Origin of the sequence: Pseudomonas sp. CFBP 13711, assembly GCF_014842265.1 — a bacterium.
Lineage (GTDB): Bacteria > Pseudomonadota > Gammaproteobacteria > Pseudomonadales > Pseudomonadaceae > Aquipseudomonas.
Genome location: NZ_JACYVI010000017.1, coordinates 47453 through 67002, shown reverse-complemented (window position 1 = coordinate 67002; position 19550 = coordinate 47453). Strand labels below are relative to the sequence as shown.

13 protein-coding genes are annotated in these 19550 nt (G+C 60.6%); 8 read left to right on the top strand and 5 right to left on the bottom strand.

Annotated elements, in window-relative coordinates; all coding sequences use genetic code 11:
* Positions 1–36: 36 nt before the first annotated feature.
* Positions 37–981, bottom strand: a complete 945-nt coding sequence (locus IFT47_RS24555) for an alpha/beta hydrolase (protein ID WP_192171546.1) — start codon at positions 979–981, stop codon at positions 37–39.
* 226 nt (positions 982–1207) lie between these two features.
* Here IFT47_RS24555 and fadD2 point away from each other — a divergent pair, with 226 nt between their 5' ends.
* From fadD2 to IFT47_RS24535, 4 genes are all read left to right on the top strand, one after another.
* Positions 1208–2896, top strand: a complete 1689-nt coding sequence (fadD2, locus tag IFT47_RS24550; protein WP_192171545.1) for a long-chain-fatty-acid--CoA ligase FadD2 — start codon at positions 1208–1210, stop codon at positions 2894–2896.
* A 357-nt stretch (positions 2897–3253) separates the two neighbouring features.
* Entirely contained in the window at positions 3254–4951 is a 1698-nt protein-coding gene (gene fadD1 / locus IFT47_RS24545) for a long-chain-fatty-acid--CoA ligase FadD1 (RefSeq protein ID WP_192171544.1), read from the top strand.
* 420 nt (positions 4952–5371) lie between these two features.
* Positions 5372–9283, top strand: coding sequence for an ATP-dependent RNA helicase HrpA (hrpA, locus tag IFT47_RS24540; RefSeq protein WP_192171543.1), 3912 nt, complete (start codon positions 5372–5374; stop codon positions 9281–9283).
* A gap of 227 nt (positions 9284–9510) precedes the next feature.
* On the top strand, positions 9511–10632 hold the full coding sequence (locus IFT47_RS24535) for a beta-ketoacyl-ACP synthase III (RefSeq protein ID WP_192171542.1): 1122 nt from the start codon (positions 9511–9513) through the stop codon (positions 10630–10632).
* 256 nt (positions 10633–10888) lie between these two features.
* Here the strand turns inward: IFT47_RS24535 and IFT47_RS24530 are convergent, their stop codons facing one another.
* Positions 10889–12208, bottom strand: coding sequence for a putative porin (locus IFT47_RS24530; protein ID WP_192171541.1), 1320 nt, complete (start codon positions 12206–12208; stop codon positions 10889–10891).
* 292 nt (positions 12209–12500) lie between these two features.
* Between IFT47_RS24530 and IFT47_RS24525 the strand changes: the two genes are divergently transcribed.
* Positions 12501–13625, top strand: coding sequence for a GNAT family N-acetyltransferase (locus IFT47_RS24525; protein ID WP_192171540.1), 1125 nt, complete (start codon positions 12501–12503; stop codon positions 13623–13625).
* Positions 13626–13784: 159 nt separating this feature from the next.
* Here IFT47_RS24525 and IFT47_RS24520 read toward each other — a convergent pair whose 3' ends face one another.
* From IFT47_RS24520 to IFT47_RS24510, 3 genes are all read right to left on the bottom strand, one after another.
* Positions 13785–15617 (bottom strand): ABC transporter ATP-binding protein, encoded by a 1833-nt coding sequence (locus IFT47_RS24520; protein ID WP_192171539.1) that lies wholly within the window; start codon positions 15615–15617, stop codon positions 13785–13787.
* Between the two features lie 188 nt (positions 15618–15805).
* Complete coding sequence (locus IFT47_RS24515) at positions 15806–16363, bottom strand: peptidylprolyl isomerase (protein ID WP_192171538.1); 558 nt, start codon at positions 16361–16363, stop codon at positions 15806–15808.
* A 234-nt stretch (positions 16364–16597) separates the two neighbouring features.
* Positions 16598–17524 carry a LysR family transcriptional regulator gene (locus tag IFT47_RS24510; RefSeq protein ID WP_192171537.1) on the bottom strand — a complete coding sequence of 309 codons (927 nt, stop codon included), beginning with the start codon at positions 17522–17524 and terminating at the stop codon, positions 16598–16600.
* A 50-nt stretch (positions 17525–17574) separates the two neighbouring features.
* Here IFT47_RS24510 and IFT47_RS24505 point away from each other — a divergent pair, with 50 nt between their 5' ends.
* From IFT47_RS24505 to IFT47_RS24495, 3 genes are all read left to right on the top strand, one after another.
* On the top strand, positions 17575–17889 hold the full coding sequence (locus tag IFT47_RS24505; RefSeq protein ID WP_192171536.1) for a 3-phosphoglycerate kinase: 315 nt from the start codon (positions 17575–17577) through the stop codon (positions 17887–17889).
* A gap of 387 nt (positions 17890–18276) precedes the next feature.
* A complete protein-coding gene (locus IFT47_RS24500; protein WP_192171535.1) occupies positions 18277–19143 on the top strand; it encodes a carboxylate/amino acid/amine transporter in 867 nt (288 codons plus the stop codon).
* A 152-nt stretch (positions 19144–19295) separates the two neighbouring features.
* On the top strand, positions 19296–19532 hold the full coding sequence (locus IFT47_RS24495) for a hypothetical protein (RefSeq protein WP_192171534.1): 237 nt from the start codon (positions 19296–19298) through the stop codon (positions 19530–19532).
* The last annotated feature ends 18 nt before the right edge of the window (positions 19533–19550 follow it).

Sequence of the window (19550 nt, the reverse complement as noted above, 5' to 3'; positions counted from 1 at the left end):
TGTCCTGTGACAATTAAGAAAGATGAACCACTGACGTCATTCGCTGCGGCGCGGCCTTGGCTGCTGCAGCGCCTGTTCAAGCCAGGCGAGCAGATCCCGGGTGACTTCTTCACGGTTGGTCTCGATGAGGATCTCGTGACGCGCCTGCGGATAGACCTTCAGCGTAACAAACGGGTGGTCGGTGCCGCTCAGAGCGTCGGCCAGATGCGTGAGACGCTTGCCATCGCTCACCGGATCACATTCGCCACCGATAATCAGGATCGGCAGTCCGGGATCGATCTGCGCCAGGTTCGAACGCTTGCTGATCTGCTGCAGGCCCCCGAGAAGGTCCATCCACAGTTGATTGGTGCAGCGGAAGCCGCACAGCGGGTCGTTGCTGTAGGCGTCAACCTCGGCCGGGTCGCGATTGAGCCAGTCATAGCAGGTGCGTGCGGGCTTGAAGCGTTTGTTGAAGGAGCCGAACGACAAGTGTTCGATCAGCGCACTGCGCCCGGTCGGGCCTTTCCGCCAGCGTTCAATACGAGCGACCAGCGCCGCCGAGCGATAGAAGGTGACGGGGTGGTAATTCGAACCGCTGAGAATCACGCCCTGCAAACTGGCGCTGTGGTGCAGCAAATAACCCTGGGCGATGTAACTGCCCATGCTGTGACCCAGCAAGAACACCGGCACCCCCGGATGACGCACCGCAATCGACGCTTTCAGCGTGGCGAGGTCGCCAACCACTTTGTTCCAGCCGTCCTGATCGGCGTAATGGCCCAGGGTGCCATAGGTGGCCGAATGGCCGTGGCCACGCTGATCGGCGCCATACAGGGCGAAACCTGCCCGCATCAATGCCTTGCCCAATCTGTCATAGCGCCCGGCGTGCTCAGCCATGCCGTGGGAAAAAAGGACCACCGCCCGGGCATTGCCCATCGGTCTCCAGGCATGCACATAGAGGCGACTGTGATCTTGAGCGTCCAGCCAAAAAGCTTCGTGTTCCATCGCGGTTCCCTGGCCCCTGTAAAAAGTTGTCTCAAAAAACGCAGTGGCGAGCGCTTCGCTTGAGTGTATAGCGGTAGCCGGATGGCAGGCTGGTTACCCGCAAGATTCACACCGGTGATGACGCGGCGACGACTATTTGCCTTCTATGCCATAGCTGCTAACGTCCGGCAAACGCCCGTTTAAATTCCACGGGGCCAGCACACTCAGGTAAGAGGATAAAAACAACATGCAACCTGACTTCTGGAACGACAAGCGTCCCGCTGGCGTTCTTTCTGAGGTGGACCTTCAGGCGTATAGCTCGGTGGTCGAGGTCTTCGAGCGCAGTTGCCGCAAATACGCCGATCGCCCAGCCTACAGCAACATGGGTGTCACCCTGAGCTACGCAGAGCTTGAACGCCAATCGGCGGCGTTCGCCGGTTACCTGCAACAGCAGACCGACCTCAAACCCGGCGACCGCATCGCCGTGCAGATGCCCAACCTGATCCAGTACCCCATCGCCGTGTTCGGTGCCATGCGCGCCGGCCTGATCGTCGTCAACACCAACCCGCTGTACACCGCCCGGGAGATGCGCCACCAGTTCAAGGATTCCGGCGCGCGCGCACTGGTCTACCTCAACGTCTTCGGCAAGAACGTGCAGGAAGTGCTGCCGGACACCGATATTCAGTACCTCATCGAAGTGAAAATGGGCGACATGCAGTCGGCGGCCAAAGGCTGGCTGATCAACACGGTGGTCGAGAAGGTCAAGAAGCTGGTGCCGGCGTATCATTTGCCCCAGGCGATCCCGTTCAAACGTGTGCTCAAGCTCGGCAAGGGCGATCGTCTGCAGCAAGTGCCGCTGGCGCTGAAAGACGTTGCTGTATTGCAGTACACCGGCGGCACCACCGGTTCGCCGAAAGGCGCGATGCTGACCCACGGCAATCTGGTCGCCAACATGCAGCAGGTCTATGCCTGCATGCAGCAGCATGGGCCGGACGGGCAGCCGATCTTCAAGCAGGGCAGCGAGATCATGGTGGCGCCGCTGCCGCTTTATCACATCTATGCATTCACCTGTAATTGCATGTGCATGATGGTCAGCGGCAATCAAAACCTGCTGATCACCAACCCGCGGGACATCGGCGGCTTCATCAAGGAACTGAAGAAGTGGAAGTTCTCGGCGATGCTCGGCCTGAACACGCTGTTCGTGGCGCTGATGGACCATCCCGAATTCAAGAACCTCGATTTTTCCACCCTGCGCCTGACCAACTCCGGTGGCACCGCGTTGGTTAAAGCCACCGCCGAGCGCTGGCTGCAGCTGACCGGCTGCCCGATCGTCGAAGGCTACGGCCTGACTGAAACCTCTCCCGTCGCCACCGCCAATCCTTATGGCAATCAGTCCAGGCTAGGGACGGTAGGCATGCCGGTGCCGGGCACCACGGCGAAGGTCATCAGCGACGACGGGATCGAAATGCCCGTCGGTGAGCGCGGCGAGCTTTGCCTCAAGGGGCCGCAGATCATGCGCGGTTACTGGAACAAACCGGAGGCCACCGCCGAGGTGCTGGACAGCGAAGGCTGGCTGAAAACCGGCGATGTCGCGGTGATCGACCCGGACGGGTTCATCCGCATCGTCGATCGCAAGAAGGACCTGATCATCGTTTCGGGCTTCAATGTCTACCCGAACGAGATCGAGGACGTGGTTTCGCGGCACCCGAAAGTGGCGAACTGTGCGGTGATCGGCGTTCCCGACGACCGTTCGGGCGAAGCTGTGAAGCTGTTCGTGGTGCCGAGGGATGCATCGCTGACCAGCGAGGAGTTGAAGGCATACTGCAAGGAGAACTTCACCGGCTACAAGATCCCCAAGCAGATCGTGCTGCGTGAGTCGTTGCCGATGACGCCGGTGGGGAAAATTCTGCGGCGGGAGTTGCGGGATATCGCCTGAGGCTGCGGCGATTGCTCATCAGCTTCTAACCCAGGAAAAACGGCGTGTTGATCACGCCGTTTTTTTTGCCTGGTATTTTGCTGCTGAGTTTAATCGGACCGCGTTAAATGAACATCGACGTAGGACGTTTCCGACATTTAGGTTCATTGCTCTAAACGTGACCGTCGCATATTCAAGAGTCAGATATGTGACTGGAGAGCCCGCTTTTGGCTCTAGGCGGCCTCTGGCAAAGCTGATACGCTCGCCCCGCTTTTTGTGCCATCGGTCAACAAAAAGCGGTGACTACAAAATTCCAAACACAAGAAATCATCGCATCAAGCGGTGTGTAGAAACGCTGTCGCTGAGGAGTCGGCTTTTATGCTCGAAAACTTCTGGAAGGATAAATATCCGACAGGTATCGCCGCCGATATCGATCCGGATCAGTATCCGAACGTACAGGCCGTATTGAAACAGTCCTGCGAGCGTTTCGCCAACAAACCTGCGTTCAGCAATCTGGGCAAGACCCTCACCTACGGCGAAATGTACACGCTGTCCGGTGCCTTCGCTGCGTATCTGCAACAGCACACCGACCTGCAACCCGGCGACCGCATCGCCGTGCAGTTGCCCAATGTGCTGCAGTACCCGGTCGCGGTGTTCGGCGCTATTCGTGCCGGGCTCATCGTGGTCAACACCAACCCGCTGTACACCGCGCGGGAAATGGAACACCAATTCAATGACTCCGGTGCCAAGGCGCTGATCTGCCTGGCGAACATGGCGCACCTGGCCGAGAAGGTGGTGCCCAAGACCGGCGTCAAGCACATCATCGTCACCGAAGTTGCCGACCTGCTGCCGCCGCTCAAGCGCCTGCTGGTCAACAGCGTCATCAAGTACGTGAAAAAGATGGTCCCGCCGTTCCACTTGCCCAAGGCGGTCAAGTTCAACGACGTGCTGGCCAAGGGTCACGGCCAGCCGGTGCAGGATGTTTCGCCGAACGGTAACGACGTCGCGGTGCTGCAATACACCGGCGGCACCACCGGCGTGGCCAAGGGCGCGATGCTCACCCACCGCAACCTGATCGCCAATATGCTGCAATGCCGGGCGCTGATGGCGGCCAACCTCAACGAAGGCACGGAGATTCTGATCACGCCGTTGCCGCTGTACCACATCTATGCGTTCACCTTTCACTGCATGGCGATGATGCTGAGCGGCAACCACAACGTGCTGATCAGCAATCCGCGTGATCTGTCGGCGATGGTGAAAGAGCTGTCGAAGTGGAAGTTTTCCGGCTTCGTCGGGCTCAACACGCTGTTCGTTGCGCTGTGCAATAACGCCGACTTCCGCCACCTGGATTTCTCCTCGCTGAAGCTCACCCTCTCGGGCGGCATGGCCCTGCAAACCGCCGCGGCCGAGCGCTGGAAAGAAGTGACCGGCTGCTCGATCTGCGAAGGTTACGGCATGACCGAAACCAGCCCGGTGGCGTCGGTCAACCCGTTCCAGAAAATCCAGATGGGCACCATCGGCATTCCCGTGCCCTCGACCCTGTGCAAGACCATCAATGACGCTGGCGAAGAGCTGCCGTTGGGTGAAGTGGGCGAGCTGTGCATCAAGGGCCCGCAGGTGATGAAGGGTTACTGGCAGCGTCAGGACGCCACCGACGAGATGCTCGATGCCGACGGTTGGTTGAAAACCGGCGACATCGCGATCATCCAGCCGGATGGCTACATGCGCATCGTTGATCGCAAGAAAGACATGATTCTGGTCTCCGGCTTCAACGTGTACCCGAATGAACTGGAAGACGTACTGGCGACCCTGCCGGGTGTTCTGCAGTGCGCGGCCATCGGTATTCCGGACGAGAAATCCGGCGAGGCGATCAAGCTGTTCGTGGTGTGCAAGCCAGGCACGACCCTGAGCAAGGATCAGGTCATGGAGCACATGCGCGCCAACGTCACCGCTTATAAAGTGCCGCGCAGCGTGGAATTCCGCGACGCCCTGCCGACCACCAACGTCGGCAAGATCCTGCGCCGCGAACTGCGTGACGAAGAGCTGAAAAAGCTGGCGCTGAAGAAGCCGGCGTAAGTCAGCCGTTACACCCACAGACCCCGCCAGCGTGCGGGGTTTGTTGTTTAAGGCGGGCATGGATTGTCACGGCGGTATCGCTGAATGCCCTGGCCCCTTCGTGAGCAAGCTCACTCCCACAGGTCCAGCGGCCTTCTCGAGGCTGAGTCCATCCCCATCCTGTGGGTTGGTAAAAGACCTCGAATTGGCTGCGATCCTGTGGGAGCGGGCTTGCTCGCGAAGGCTTAGTTTCATTCACTAGAGAAAGTGGCTGAACGCCCCCGGCCCCTTCGTGAGCTCACTCCCACAGGGTTCGCGTTGTCCCACATTGGGTGGCCTGCCACATGATCTATGAGGGCGTAGATATGCAGACCTGCCTCCACCCCACCAAATCTGCGACAATCCGCGCCCTGCATTCAGATAGAAAGATTCCGCGCCCTGATGACCGACGATTCGACTTCCATCGACCAACTCTTCAAAAACCTCGACCACGCGATGATCAGCGATCGTCATCGCTTGCGCCGGCAATTGCATGAGCTGCGCAAGAAACCGGACGAGACGAAGCTGGCGCAATGGGTCGAGCGCGTGCAGGCATCGTGCGCCCGTGTGCAGAGTCGCGCCCAAAGCGTGCCGACGATGCGCTACGACGAAAACCTGCCCATCGCCGCCAAGCGCGACGAGATCAAAAAAGCGATTCTTGAACATCAGGTCTTGATCATCGCTGGCGAAACCGGCTCGGGCAAAACCACGCAGCTGCCGAAAATCTGCCTGGAAATCGGTCGCGGTCAGCACGGTCTGATCGGCCACACCCAGCCGCGTCGAATCGCAGCGCGCAGCGTTGGCAGCCGGGTCGCCGAAGAAATCGGCACGCCACTGGGCGGTCTGGTGGGTTATCAGGTGCGCTTCGAAGATCAGAGCGATGAAAACACCCTGATCAAGCTGATGACCGACGGCATCCTGCTCGCCGAAACCCAGCACGACCGCTATCTTGAGCGCTACGACACGATCATCGTCGACGAAGCCCACGAACGCAGTCTGAACATCGACTTCCTCCTCGGTTATCTGAAAACCCTGCTGCCCCGTCGCCCGGACCTGAAAGTCATCATCACCTCGGCGACCATCGACCTCGAACGCTTCTCCGAGCATTTCGACAAGGCGCCGGTCATCGAAGTCTCAGGCCGGACCTTCCCGGTGGAGACCTGGTACCGGCCGATGACCGCCCAGCAAGACGAAGAGGGCAACAGCATCGAGGAGGACCTGACCGTCGATCAGGCCATTCTCGCCGCGCTGGACGAGCTCGCCGCCTTCGAACGCAGCGAGCGCAAGTCCCCTGGCGATGTGCTGGTGTTTCTGCCCGGCGAGCGGGAAATCCGTGACGCCGCCGAGATGCTGCGCAAGGCTCAACTCAAGCACACCGAAATCCTGCCGCTGTACGCGCGCCTGTCTCCGGCCGAACAGCAGCGCATCTTCCAGTCGCACCCGGGCCGTCGCGTGGTGCTGGCGACCAACGTTGCCGAAACCTCGCTGACCGTGCCGGGCATTCGCTACGTCATCGACACCGGCACCGCGCGCATCAGCCGCTACAGCTACCGCGCCAAAGTGCAGCGCCTGCCCATCGAAGCGATTTCCCAGGCCAGCGCCAACCAGCGCAAGGGCCGTTGCGGTCGGGTCGAGCCGGGCCTGTGCGTGCGCCTGTACAGCGAAGAAGATTTCCTCTCGCGGCCTGAATTCACCGATCCGGAAATTCTGCGCACCAACCTCGCGGCGGTCATCCTGCAGATGCTGCATCTGCGACTGGGCCAGATCACGGATTTCCCCTTCATCGAGCCACCGGACGGCAAGGCAATCAGCGACGGTTTCAACCTGTTGCAGGAGCTGTCGGCGGTCGACCGCGAGAACAACCTGACGCCGATGGGCCGACAACTGGCCCGCCTGCCGGTGGACCCGCGCATGGGGCGCATGTTGCTGGAAGCGGCGAAGCAAGGCAGCTTGCAGGAAGTGTTGATTGTCGCCAGCGCCATGTCGATTCAGGACCCGCGCGAGCGTCCGCCGGAGCGTCAGCAGGCCGCCGATCAAGCCCACGCGCAGTGGAAAGATCAAGACTCCGACTTTGCAGGGCTGGTCAATCTGTGGCGCGGCTTCGAAGAACAGCGTCAGGCTCTGACCGCCAGTCCGCTGCGTAACTGGTGCCGGCGCAACTTCCTTAATTACCTGCGTCTGCGGGAATGGCGTGACTCCCATCGTCAATTGAGCCTGATCTGCCGCGACCTGCAATTAACGGTCAACAAAGAGCCCGCCGATTTTCCGAAATTCCACAAGGCGGTGCTCTCGGGCCTGCTCAGCCAGATCGGTCAGAAGACCGAAGACGGCGATTACATGGGCGCCCGCCAGCGGCGGTTCTGGGTGCATCCGTCGTCGGGGCTGGGCCGCAAGCGCCCGCAATGGATCATGGCTGCCGAGCTGGTGGAAACCACCAAGCTGTATGCGCGCATGGTGGCGAAGATCGAACCGGACTGGATCGAACCCCTCGCCGGGCACCTGATCAAGAAAAACCACTTCGAACCCCATTGGGAAAAGAAGCGCGGCCAGGTCGTCGCTTTCGAGCAAATCACGCTGTTCGGCCTCATCGTCGTGGGGCGTCGGCCGGTGCATTTCGGGCCGATCGATCCGGTGGTGTCCCGCGAGTTCTTCATTCGCGAAGGGCTGGTGCGCGGCGAGATCCAGTCCCGGGCCAAATGCCTCACAGCCAACACCAAGCTGCTGGAACAGCTCGACGAACTGGAAGCCAAGGCGCGGCGCCGCGACATCCTGGCTGACGAAGAAACCCTGTACCGCTATTACGACGAGCGCCTGCCGGCTGATATCCACCAGACCGCGACGTTCGACGCCTGGTACCGGATGGAAAGCCAGAAGAACCCGCAGCTGCTGATCATGCGCGAGGAAGATGTGCTCGCCCGTGAAGCCAGCGAGGTCACGGCCAATCAGTACCCGGACACCTTGCGCCTGGGCGAACTGACCTTGCCGCTGACTTACCACTTCGAGCCCAACCACCCGCGCGATGGCGTGACCCTGCGGGTGCCGGCGCCGCTGTTGCTGTCGTTGCCGGCCGAGCGCCTGGAGTGGCTGGTGCCGGGGCTGCTGGAAACCAAATGCGTGGCGCTGGTGCGCAATCTGCCCAAGGCGCTGCGCAAGAATTTCGTGCCGGTGCCTGACTTCGTCAAAGCCGCGTTGCAACGGATGGTCTTTGCCGAAGGCTCGCTGCCCCAGACGCTTGGCCGCGAGCTGCTGCGCATGACCGGCGTGCGGATGACCGACGAAGCCTGGGCCGAGGCCGCGCAGCAGGTGGAAAGTCACCTGAAAATGAACCTTGAAGTGGTCGACGCCAACGGCAAGTTCCTCGGTGAAGGCCGTGAGCTGGATGAGCTGACCGCCCGTTTCGCCGAGGCCGGACAAGCCGCGTTGGCGGTGCCGCAATCGGCGAAAGGTCAGCAGCCGGTCGAGGCCAAGGGCTTTGCGGCAGTGGCCGAAAAGACTCAACAGCAGATCGCCGGGCTGTCGATGACGGTGTATCCGGCGCTGGTGGAAGAGGGCGGCGCGGTCAAGGAAGGGCGTTTCTCGACCCAGGCCGAGGCCGAATACCAGCACCGTCGAGCCCTGCAACGTCTGCTGTTGCAGCAACTGGCAGAGCCGACCAAGTTCCTGCGCAGCAAGTTGCCGGGACAGACCGAGCTGGCCTTGCTGTACCGCGACCTGGGTCGGGTCGATGCATTGATCGAAGACATCCTGCTGGCGAGCCTCGACAGCTGCATTCTTGAAGGCGAAACGACGTTGCCCCGAGACGGCGCCGGCCTGCTGTCCCTGGCCGAGCGCAAGCGTGGCGGTCTGACCGAGCATGCCGAGCGGCTGGCGAGGCTGACGCTGGAAATCCTCAAGCTCTGGCACGGCCTGCAAAAGCGCTTCAAGGGCAAGATCGATCTGGCCCAGGCCGTGGCGCTGAATGACATCAAGGGTCAGTTGAGCAAGCTGGTGTATCCCGGTTTCGTCCGCGAGACGCCGGCGGTGTGGCTCAAGGAACTGCCGCGTTACCTCAAGGCCATCGAAATCCGTCTTGAGAAACTCGGCAGCCAGGCGCAGAAAGACCGGGTCTGGAGCATCGAACTGGGCAATCTCTGGGCGCAGTACCAGACCCGCGCCGACAAACACGCTCAGGAAGGCAAGCGCGACCCGGAACTGGTGGTGTATCGCTGGTGGCTGGAGGAATACCGCGTGTCGCTGTTTGCCCAGCAACTGGGGACCAAAGTACCGATCTCGGACAAGCGCCTGAACAAGCAATGGACCCAGGTCGAGGGTTGATCCCCTCGGCCCGCAGTCCCGATTACATTACCCGATAGCGCGAAATGGCGGCCGTTATGGCAAACTTCGCGGCTAAACTTCATAGCGTCACAAACATCCGTCGTCCGCCAAGCGGGTTGCTGCCTCGTTGCATTGGGACTTTCGTCCCAGAACCACCGACGCCCTGCTTGTGCTGGCTGTTCAGCTGCTGCCGTCAATGAGCTGCTTTTATCTCGAGAGGAACGACCGTGTACGAAGTCGTGATCAGTGGCACCGGGCTTTTCACCCCCGCCAACAGTATTTCCAACGATGAGCTGGTGCAGTCTTTCAACACCTACGTGGCCCAGTTCAACGCCGAAAATGCCGCCGCGATCGAAGCGGGAGAGGTTCAGGCACTGACGGAATCCAACGCGGCGTTCATCGAAAAAGCCAGCGGCATCAAAAGCCGTTACGTGATGGACAAGGACGGCATTCTCGACCCGCAGCGCATGAAGCCGCGCCTGCCCGAGCGCTCCAATGACGAATGGTCGATTCTCTGCGAGATGGGCGTTGCCGCGGCCAGGCAGGCCCTGCAGCGTGCCGGCAAGACCGCCGCTGACATCGACGGCGTGATCGTCGCCTGTTCCAACCTGCAACGCGCGTACCCGGCGATCTCCATCGAAATCCAGGCGGCGCTGGGCATTCAGGGCTTCGGCTTTGACATGAACGTGGCGTGCTCCTCGGCCACCTTCGGCATTCAGACCGCCTGCAACAGCGTCAAGCTGGGCCAGGCCCGGGCGCTGTTGGTCATCAGCCCTGAGATCTGCACCGCGCACCTCAACTTCCGCGACCGCGACAGCCACTTCATCTTTGGCGATGCAGCCACGGCGGTGGTGGTCGAGCGCGCTGACCTGGCGACTTCCGAGCACCAGTTCGACATCGTTGGCACCAGGCTGCTGACCACGTTCTCCAATAACATCCGCAACAATTTTGGTTTCCTCAACCGCACGGCGGAAGAGGGCGAGGGCAAGGCGGACAAACTGTTCGTGCAGGAGGGCCGCAAGGTGTTCCGCGACGTCTGCCCGATGGTCGCCGAACTGGTGGCTGCGCACTTGGACGAGAACCAGCTGAACGTCGGCGACGTGCAGCGTTTCTGGCTGCATCAGGCCAACCTGAGCATGAACCACCTGATCGTGAAGAAACTGCTGGGCCGCGACGCCACGGTCGAGGAAGCCCCGGTGATCCTCGACCGCTACGCCAACACCAGCTCCGCCGGTTCGGTCATCGCATTTCACGAACACCAGGACGACCTGCCAAGCGGCGCGCTGGGCGTGCTCAGCTCGTTCGGTGCGGGGTATTCGATTGGTAGCGTGATTCTGCGCAAGAAGTGATGCGTGCGGCATGACTGCCGGCTAAACATGTGGGACTGTGCCAGCTGCGCGAGAGGGAATCTCTCGTACAGTTGTGGGATCCGCAGAAGATCCTAGAGTCCACAAAAAAAGCCCGGCGCTGCTCTGTCGGAACGGATGATGGGGATCCGACAGGGCAACGGCGGGCTTGAGGTCTGTAGCGGCTTCAAACGGCAAGAAAACGCCGCTTGAAGCTTTCAGCTTGTCACTTGCAGCTTATAGCTCGTAGCTGCCTTTCTTAGAACTTCGCCAGCACGTCCAGTTGCAGCGTGTTCGCATCCTGATCACGCGGCAGCGCAGAAGTCGCGAAGTCCGCTTTGGTCAGGAAGTACGTCGCGCCGACCGCGAAGTTCTTGTCGATGTCGTAGGAAATAGCCAGCTTGTGACCGCGCGAACCGGTAGTGCCGTTGGCAAAGTCGGAGTCGGTGAAAGCACCCACCACAGCGTTACGTTGGGTATCGCGGTAGTTGTAGTCCAGACCGAAACCGAACACCTTGGTTTTCACACCGGCCAGCCAGGCCGTGTCTTCGTCGCTGTTGGTGGCGCTGTTGACCACGTACTGACCGTAAAGGCCGACCGGCACGACAAAGCCGGTCAGGTCCAGTTGACCGAAGCCTTCATACAGACGGAAGTCAGTGGTGTTGTTGCCATTGATGCTCAAGCCACAGAACGTCGTGCTGGTGCTGGCAGCGGCCGGATTACAGTCGTTGGAGTTCTCGTAGTTGTAGACCGAACCACCGACCGTCATCTTCACGTTGTCGGTGATGGCGATCCGCGTACCCAACTGAGCGGCGTTCAGGCGCAGGTCGTTCTTGAACTGCGTCCCTTCGCCGCTGATGTTGTCCTTGAGGGTGTAGGTACCGGCGCTGCCGAACAGCTCGAAGCCCTTGTTGATCGGCAGGCTGTAAGTCGCGGCCAGCCCTTCAGGGTTGATGTCGTTGTCCCAGATCACGTCGCCTTCGCTGACCCATGGCTGAGCCATCTTGCCGCCGATGACGTGCAGGTTCTGGATTGCGGTCGGGTGGTAGTCGATGAAGCCTTGATCCAGCCACAGGTCTTTCTTGGTGAAGTAGTCGTTCTGGTCAACGTTGGTGGAGTTGGCCTTGTTGTCGCCGCCGGTGGCGATACGGATACCGGTGCTGACTTGCGGGTTGATCTCGCTGTAGGCGCCGAGACGCACACGGATGCGCTGACGGTTTTTGTCCTGGCTGTTGTTCTGGTCGTCGATCTTGACCGTCTCTTGCCGAACGCGAACGTCGCCCTTGAATTGAGTCTTCGCTGCCCATGCCACTTTCTGCTCGAAGGCAGACAGTTCGGAGGACTTGGCAGCGGTGGCAGCGGCGATCTGGTCGGAGGTCGCTTTCTGGGCCTGTTGCTGAGCCAGCTGGTCTTTGGTCAGCTCGGTTTGCAGTTCGGCGTATTGGGCAGGTGAAATCGAGCCGTTGGCCTTCAGCATGTCGAGCAGTTTCGCGTCGACTGCGGCGCTGGCCGGAACGCTCATGGCCAGCAGCACACCACCACACAGGGCTGCCGCAGTTTTCGTGGAAGCAAGACGCATATCAATCTCCGTAACTGAGAAGGGATGACCGAATCATCCAGGGATCAACCGACCATTGGCGGGCGGGGAAAGGTCAGAGCGCTTAGAACCTGATGCTCTAAAAACAGGCGCCAGTATTGCGGCCGTTTATGACGAAAGAGTGGCAAGGTGATGGCATGTGGATGACATGTGAAAATTTCGTTGGACCTGCGGGCTAGAGCGTTCTGTCGAGTAAATTCACGTGCAGACCCTGTGAATAAGTGATACTGCGCAGACGTTAGCGCGACCACACGACTGCACCAGGAGTGGCGAAATGTCGTTACACCGTTTGGATAAATTGTCGGACCTTGCCCCTGAACAGTGGGACGCCCTGATACCTGGCGACTCACCCTTTCTGCGCCATGCCTTTCTCAGTTCGCTGGAAGACAGCGGCAGCCTCGGGCCCCGTTCCGGCTGGCGCGCCGAGCACTTGCTGCATTACGAGGGCGAGCAACTCATCGCTGCGCTGCCGGCGTACCGCAAGTGGCACTCTTACGGCGAGTACGTCTTCGATCACGCCTGGGCGGACGCCTGCCGGCGCGCCGGTCTGGCCTATTACCCCAAGCTGCTGGTGGCGGTGCCGTTCAGTCCGGTCAGCGGGCCGCGCCTATTGGCAAAGACCCCCGAAGATGGCCGCGAACTGCTCGCCTGCCTGCCGGGCTATGCCCAGGGCGAGGAGCTGTCCAGCGTTCACGTCAACTTCACCGACCCGGTCGCCGACGCATTGCTTGCCGAACAGCCCGGCTGGCTGCAACGCATCGGCTGCCAGTACCACTGGCAGAACCGCGGCTATCGGGATTTTCAGGATTTCCTCGATGCCTTGAGCTCACGCAAGCGCAAGCAGATGCGCAAAGAGCGCGAGCAAGTGGCGGGGCAGGGCTTTGATTTCGACTGGCTGGAAGGGCACGAGCTGAGCGAGGCGCACTGGGATTTCGTCTACGCCTGCTATTCCAATACCTACGAAGTGCGTGGGCAAACGCCGTACCTCACGCGGGAATTCTTCAGCCTTGTGGCCGAGCGCATGCCCGACGCGATTCGTGTGGTGCTGGCGCGACAGGGTTCGCGGCCGGTGGCGATGGCGTTCAGCCTGATCGGCGGCGACAGCTTTTACGGCCGCTACTGGGGCTGCCTGGCCGAGTTCGACCGGCTGCACTTCGAGACGTGTTTCTATCAGGGCATGGATTACGCGATCGCTAATGGCTTCAAGCGCTTCGACGCTGGCGCCCAAGGGGAGCACAAGTTGATTCGCGGTTTCGAGCCGGTCATCACCCACTCATGGCACTACTTGGCGCACCCGGGACTGCGAGAAGCGGTGGCGGATTTTCTGACCCAGGAACGGGCGGGGATTCTGGCGTACGCCGAAGAAGCGCGCGGGGCCTTGCCGTATCGGCAGGTGTAGCTCGATCTGTCTGGGTCCGATCAAGCGTGAACAGCTTTGTTGGCTTCGCCCTGACACCGCTGTCTCGTGGCAAGCTCAATCCTTGTGGGAGTGAGCGTGCTCACGAAGGCGGCATCGGAACCTCCCAGGACATCCGCCGCGCGCCTATTTCTTCAAGGGTCAATCCACCCCGACAAACCCACCGGTCTGATGCGCCCACAGCCGGGCATACAACCCTTTGTGCGCCAGCAGCTCGCCATGGGTCCCGCTCTCAGCGATCACGCCGTTTTCCAGCACGATCAGGCGGTCCATGCGTGCGATGGTCGACAGCCGGTGAGCAATCGCAATCACCGTCTTGCCCTGCATCAGCGTTTCCAGACTCTCCTGAATCGCCGCTTCCACCTCCGAATCCAGCGCTGACGTCGCTTCGTCCATGATCAGGATCGGCGCGTCCTTGAGCAGCACGCGGGTGATGGCGATGCGCTGACGCTGGCCACCGGACAGCTTCACGCCGCGCTCGCCCACATGGGCGTCCAGCCCGGTACGACCTTCGGAATCGGTCAGCAGCGGAATGAACTCGTCGGCGCGGGCCTTGCGCATGGCTTCCCACAATTCAGCGTCGGTCGCGTCCGGTTTGCCGTAAAGCAGGTTGTCGCGGATCGAGCGGTGCAACAGCGACGTGTCCTGGGTGATCATGCCGATGTGCGAACGCAGGCTTTCCTGAGCGACGTGGGAGATGTCCTGATCGTCGATCAGGATCCGCCCGCCCTGGACGTCATACAAACGCAGCAGCAGATTCACCAGGGTTGATTTACCGGCGCCCGACGGCCCGATCAAACCAATTTTCTCGCCCGGCTTGATGTCCAGGTTCAGGCCGTGAATCACGCCCTTGCCCTTGCCGTACTGGAAGTTGAGGTCTTCGAATTTCACTTCGCCACGGCTGACGGTCAGCTTCGGCGCAGCGTCGCGATCGGTAATGCCCACCGGCTGCGCGATGCTCTGCAGACCGTCCTGGACCATGCCGATGTTTTCGAAAATGCCGTTGACCACCCACATGATCCAGCCGGACATGTTGACGATCCGGATCGCCAGACCGGTCGCCAGCGCAATCGCGCCCACTGAGATCAGCGACTGGGTCCACAGCCACAACGCCAGGCCCGTGGTGGTGACAATCAAGATGCCGTTGAGGGTGGTGATCACGGAGTCCATTTCGGTGATCACGCGGCCGGCCAGTTGAGTCTTCTCGGTCTGTTCGCTGATGGCCTCGCGGGCGTACTGCTGCTCGGAATTGGTGTGGGCAAACAGCTTGAGCGTAGCGATGTTGGTGTAGCCATCGACGATGCGGCCCATCAGTTTGGAGCGCGCATCGGAAGAGATAACGGAGCGCGCTTTCACCCGCGGCACGAAGTACCGGAGGGCGAGGACGAACGCGATGATCCAGCTCAGCAGTGGGATCATCAGGCGCCAGTCGGCTTCGGCGAACAGCACCAGCGCGCTGATCGAATAGATCAGCACGTGCCACAACGCGTCCACCGACTGCACCGCGGAATCACGCAGCGCATTACCGGTCTGGACGATACGTTGGGCGATGCGCCCGGCGAAGTCGTTCTGGAAGAAATTCAGGCTCTGCTTGAGCACGTAACTGTGGTTCTGCCAGTTGATCATGCTGGTCATGCCGGGGCTGATGGTCTGATGCACCAGCAGGTCGTGCAGCGCAACGAAGATCGGCCGCAGCACCAGCGCGACGACGACCATCCACGTCAGCTCGAACGCATGTTCGCTGAAGAAATTCGGGTTGGGCGTGCCCTGGGCCAGATCGATGATGCGGCTCAGGTAGCTGAACAGCGACACCTCGATCAGCGCGCCGATCAGTCCCACTACCAGCAATGCGGCAAAGCTGGGCCAGACCTGACGCAGGTAATACGCGTAGAACGACGTGACAGTGTTGGGCGGGGCGGCGGTGGGGGCGTCGCGGAAGATATCGATCAGCTGTTCAAAACGGCGATAGAGCATTGGCAATGACGCCCACGCTTGAGCGGGCTCTCCTTTTGGTGGGGATTGAACACAGCGGCTTGAGAGCAGCTCAATGACAGTCTTCGGTTCAGACCGCATGAAAACGCGATTGCTCACGCTGATTCAAGGGCCGGGGCCTGAAAATGCAAAAGCCGGGCAGACGCCCGGCTTTTGCGCTTGCGGCAGGCTTAGTTCACGCGCTTGGCCGTCTTGATCAGGATCGGGTCAACCGGCACGTTCTGCATCCCGCCTTTGTTGCCGGTCTGCACGTTGACGATCTGGTCAACGACGTCCATGCCTTTCACGACCTTGCCGAACACGGCGTAACCGTAGTCACGGGCGCCGTGGTCGAGCATGGCATTGTCAACGACGTTGATGAAGAACTGGCTGGTGGCCGAGTTCACGTCCGAGGTCCGCGCCATGGCGACGGTGCCGCGCACGTTGTGCAGGCCGTTATCGGCTTCGTTCTTGATTGGGTCGTTGGTGGATTTCTGTTGCATCTGCGCGGTGAAGCCGCCGCCCTGGACCATGAAGCCCGGGATGACGCGGTGGAAAATGGTGTTGTTGTAGAAGTTGCTGTCGACGTACTTGAGGAAGTTCTGGGTGCTGACGGGCGCCTTGTCCTGGTTCAGCTCAATTTCCACATCGCCGAAGCTGGTGGTCAGCACAACGTGAGGCGCCGGAGCGGCCATCAGATTGCCGGCGAACAACACGGCAGCGGCGGAGAGGGCGATTTTCTTCAGCATGGGCAGAGTCCTGAAATTGATGTCGACTGCGAAAAAACAGGCGTAAGGGAAGCACGTTTGCGCGGATTTGGACAGTGGGGGGTGTGGCGCGCGCTGATTTCAGTGGGACCACACCCATCGTTCTCGTAGGACCGGCTTCAGCCGGGAAGAGGCCTGCTTTATCACCCTCAGTGTTGCGGTGTGACCCCTGACGCATTCCGGGCTAAAGCCGGTCCCACTGACTGCACGCGTTGTTTACAGCATCTGCTGCGGCGCCGGGAAGGGCGCGTCCAGCGGCGCGGTGTCGAAGCTCTGGATCAGCTCAATCAGGATCTGCGTCGCTGGCCCGAGCGGTTTGTCCTTGCTGGAATACAGATAGAACGTGGGATGCCGACTGCCGCCTTTATCAAGAGGCAGAATTTTCAGCACGCCCTCCTGGATCTCCCGCTCGATGACGTGGCGCGGCAACCAGGCAAAGCCCAACCCGCTGCTGACAAACGCAGCGGCCGTCGCAAGGCTGCCCACCGTCCAGCGCTGTTCGGCGCCGAGCCAGCCGACGTCGCGCGGCTGATTGCGCCCGGAGTCACGAATCACCACCTGCAACTGGCTTTCCAGATCCTGGAAATTCAACTCACGTTGCAGTTGATGCAAGGCATGGCCGGGATGGGCCACGGCGACGAACTCCACCTTGCTCATCTCATTACCCAGATAACCGGGAATGCTGAAGCCGCTAATGGCGAGGTCGGCAACACCTTCCAGCAACACTTCCTCCACCCCCGACAGCACTTCCTCACGCAGTCGCACCCGACATCCGCGGCTTTGCGGCATAAAAGCTGTCAGCGCTCGCACCAGCCGGGCGTTCGGGTAAGCGGCATCGACCACCAGACGCACCTCGGCCTCCCAACCCTGTTCCATATGATGGGCAAGGTCTTCCAACTGACTGGCGTTCTTCACCAGTTGCCGCGAGCGTCTCAACAAGACTTCACCGGCCTCGGTGAGCACGGCTTTACGGCCGTCGATGCGCAACAGCGGAACGCCGAGCTGGTCCTGCATCCTGGCGACGGTGTAGCTGACCGAGGACTGCGAACGGTGCAGCGCTTCGGCGGCCTGAGCAAAGCCGCCATGGTCGACAACGGCTTGCAGCGTGCGCCATTGATCAAGGGTCACGCGGGGCGCTTTCATCTCTCGCTCCTGTTGTCCTAAGCTGGCGGTCCCTGAATGGAGACTGCCCCATGAAAAGAATCTGTTGTGTGCTGCTGGCGATGCTGCCGCTGAGCGCGTTTGCCTACCCGATTGACGTCGAGAAAGACATCAAGGGCGTGCAGGTGGACTACAACAGTCATGACGTTGCCTACGACATCGGCAACATCACCCTGAATAACTTTGGCGATGTTCCTGCCAAGTGCAGCGTGGTCTTTCGCAACGGGCCGGAAGCCCCGCGCACGCGCCGGGTTCAGGTCGCGCCGAAAAGCAGCACCGAAGTCACCGCGAAGTTCACCCGCGACATCGTCAAACTGCGCGTCTCCCTGAGCTGCGAGCCTCTGTAACCCACGCATCAGCGTCGACGGAGCGTACGTCGGCTTCGTCGATAAAACAAATTCTTGGATGGGTTCGAGTCGAAAGCTGGCTTCTTTGATCGATATGCCTGCCGTCGGTAGGCGAGGGGATTGCCCTCCGAACGCTGGCGCGGCATCCGCCTGGACGCCTTAATCGCCCGTTAATCCCGCCCCTTGAAGATGCTCGCGTTCATCGACACTCCATTGGCACTCGTTCGCTCCTGAGTGCATTGCCCGATCGACCCGCAGGATTGCGCCGGGTCTATCGGGTTTTTTCTTTCCGGGTCCCGAGTCGCCGCCAACGGTGGCGAGCCGACTGCTTAATAGACAGGGCATGGCCAACCGGCTAAGGTCGCCGCCTTCAAAAAAGGGGCAACCATGGGCTATCTACTTTTTGTGACGCTGATTCAGGCGTTCTCCTTCAGCCTGATCGGCGTCTATCTGGCCGGGCACGTCGACAGCTACTTTGCCGTGCTGCTTCGCGTCGTGCTGGCTGGGTTGGTGTTCATCCCGCTGACGCGCTGGCGTCGCGTCGAGCCTCAATTCATGCGCGGCATGCTGTTGATTGGCGCGCTTCAGTTCGGCGTCACCTACGTCTGCCTGTACCTGAGCTTTCGCGTGCTGACGGTCCCCGAAGTGCTGCTGTTTACCATCCTCACGCCGCTCCACGTCACGCTGATCGAAGACGCTCTTAACCGGCGCTTCAATCCGTGGGGCCTATTGGCGGCCATGGTCGCGGTGCTCGGCGCCGTGATCATTCGTTACGACCGGGTTGATCCGAATTTCCTCGGCGGCTTCCTGCTGCTGCAGGTGGCGAATTTCACCTACGCCGCAGGGCAGGTGCTCTACAAACACCTGGTGGCCCGTTACCCCAGCGATCTCCCGCATTACCGTCGCTTCGGCTATTTCTACCTCGGCGCCCTGGCCGTGGCGTTGCCAGCATTTCTGCTGTTCGGGAATCCGCAGCATCTGCCGGACGCGCCTCAACAGTGGGTTGTGCTGCTGTTCCTCGGCCTGTGTTCCACCGCCCTCGGCATGTATTGGTGGAACAAGGGCGCGTGCCTGGTCAATGGCGCCACACTCGCGGTGATGAATAACCTGCACGTGCCGGTGGGGCTGCTGATCAATCTGTTGATCTGGGGACAGAACGAGGACCTCGGCAAGCTGTTTTTAGGCGGGCTGGTGATTGTTTCTTCGGTGTGGATCAGTCGGCGCGGTCTTGTTCAACGCCGGGCCATTCTCTGAAACAGCCGGGTTAGACGCCCGCGTCACCGACATCAGCGAGGGTGATGTTAGATATCTTCATGCGTGGTTTTTCATGTTGGGATCAAGCGAATAGATTGGCCCCAACGAAACGACTTAACCCACTTACCAGCAACTACGCGGAGATCTACATCATGAAAAAGTCCATTGCCTTCGGTTTCGCATTGTCCATCCTGGCTGCCGGTTCTGCCTTCGCCAGCCCTGAGCACATCCACCAACGCGCCATCGTCGACGCTTCCAGCGCTACCGTTCTGGACAGCAAAGTCGCCAGCAGAGAGGCGGTCAAGCCCTTCGCCACTCAGACCTCCGGCACCGTCACCGTTGCTGAAAACCGCAAAGAGTTCGGGTCGAGCTATCAGCGTTATCAGTAAGTCTCTGGGTGTAACAAG

What these genes read in the sequence shown, in the direction of transcription:
- IFT47_RS24500 (WP_192171535.1), top strand. Translation starts at nt 18,277, where the DNA reads ATGGGCTATCTACTTTTTGTGACGCTGATTCAGGCGTTCTCCTTCAGC.
- IFT47_RS24510 (WP_192171537.1), bottom strand. Translation starts at nt 17,524, where the DNA reads ATGAAAGCGCCCCGCGTGACCCTTGATCAATGGCGCACGCTGCAAGCC.
- IFT47_RS24505 (WP_192171536.1), top strand. Translation starts at nt 17,575, where the DNA reads ATGAAAAGAATCTGTTGTGTGCTGCTGGCGATGCTGCCGCTGAGCGCG.
- hrpA (WP_192171543.1), top strand. Translation starts at nt 5,372, where the DNA reads ATGACCGACGATTCGACTTCCATCGACCAACTCTTCAAAAACCTCGAC.
- IFT47_RS24495 (WP_192171534.1), top strand. Translation starts at nt 19,296, where the DNA reads ATGAAAAAGTCCATTGCCTTCGGTTTCGCATTGTCCATCCTGGCTGCC.
- IFT47_RS24530 (WP_192171541.1), bottom strand. Translation starts at nt 12,208, where the DNA reads ATGCGTCTTGCTTCCACGAAAACTGCGGCAGCCCTGTGTGGTGGTGTG.
- fadD2 (WP_192171545.1), top strand. Translation starts at nt 1,208, where the DNA reads ATGCAACCTGACTTCTGGAACGACAAGCGTCCCGCTGGCGTTCTTTCT.
- fadD1 (WP_192171544.1), top strand. Translation starts at nt 3,254, where the DNA reads ATGCTCGAAAACTTCTGGAAGGATAAATATCCGACAGGTATCGCCGCC.
- IFT47_RS24525 (WP_192171540.1), top strand. Translation starts at nt 12,501, where the DNA reads ATGTCGTTACACCGTTTGGATAAATTGTCGGACCTTGCCCCTGAACAG.
- IFT47_RS24555 (WP_192171546.1), bottom strand. Translation starts at nt 981, where the DNA reads ATGGAACACGAAGCTTTTTGGCTGGACGCTCAAGATCACAGTCGCCTC.
- IFT47_RS24515 (WP_192171538.1), bottom strand. Translation starts at nt 16,363, where the DNA reads ATGCTGAAGAAAATCGCCCTCTCCGCCGCTGCCGTGTTGTTCGCCGGC.
- IFT47_RS24520 (WP_192171539.1), bottom strand. Translation starts at nt 15,617, where the DNA reads ATGCTCTATCGCCGTTTTGAACAGCTGATCGATATCTTCCGCGACGCC.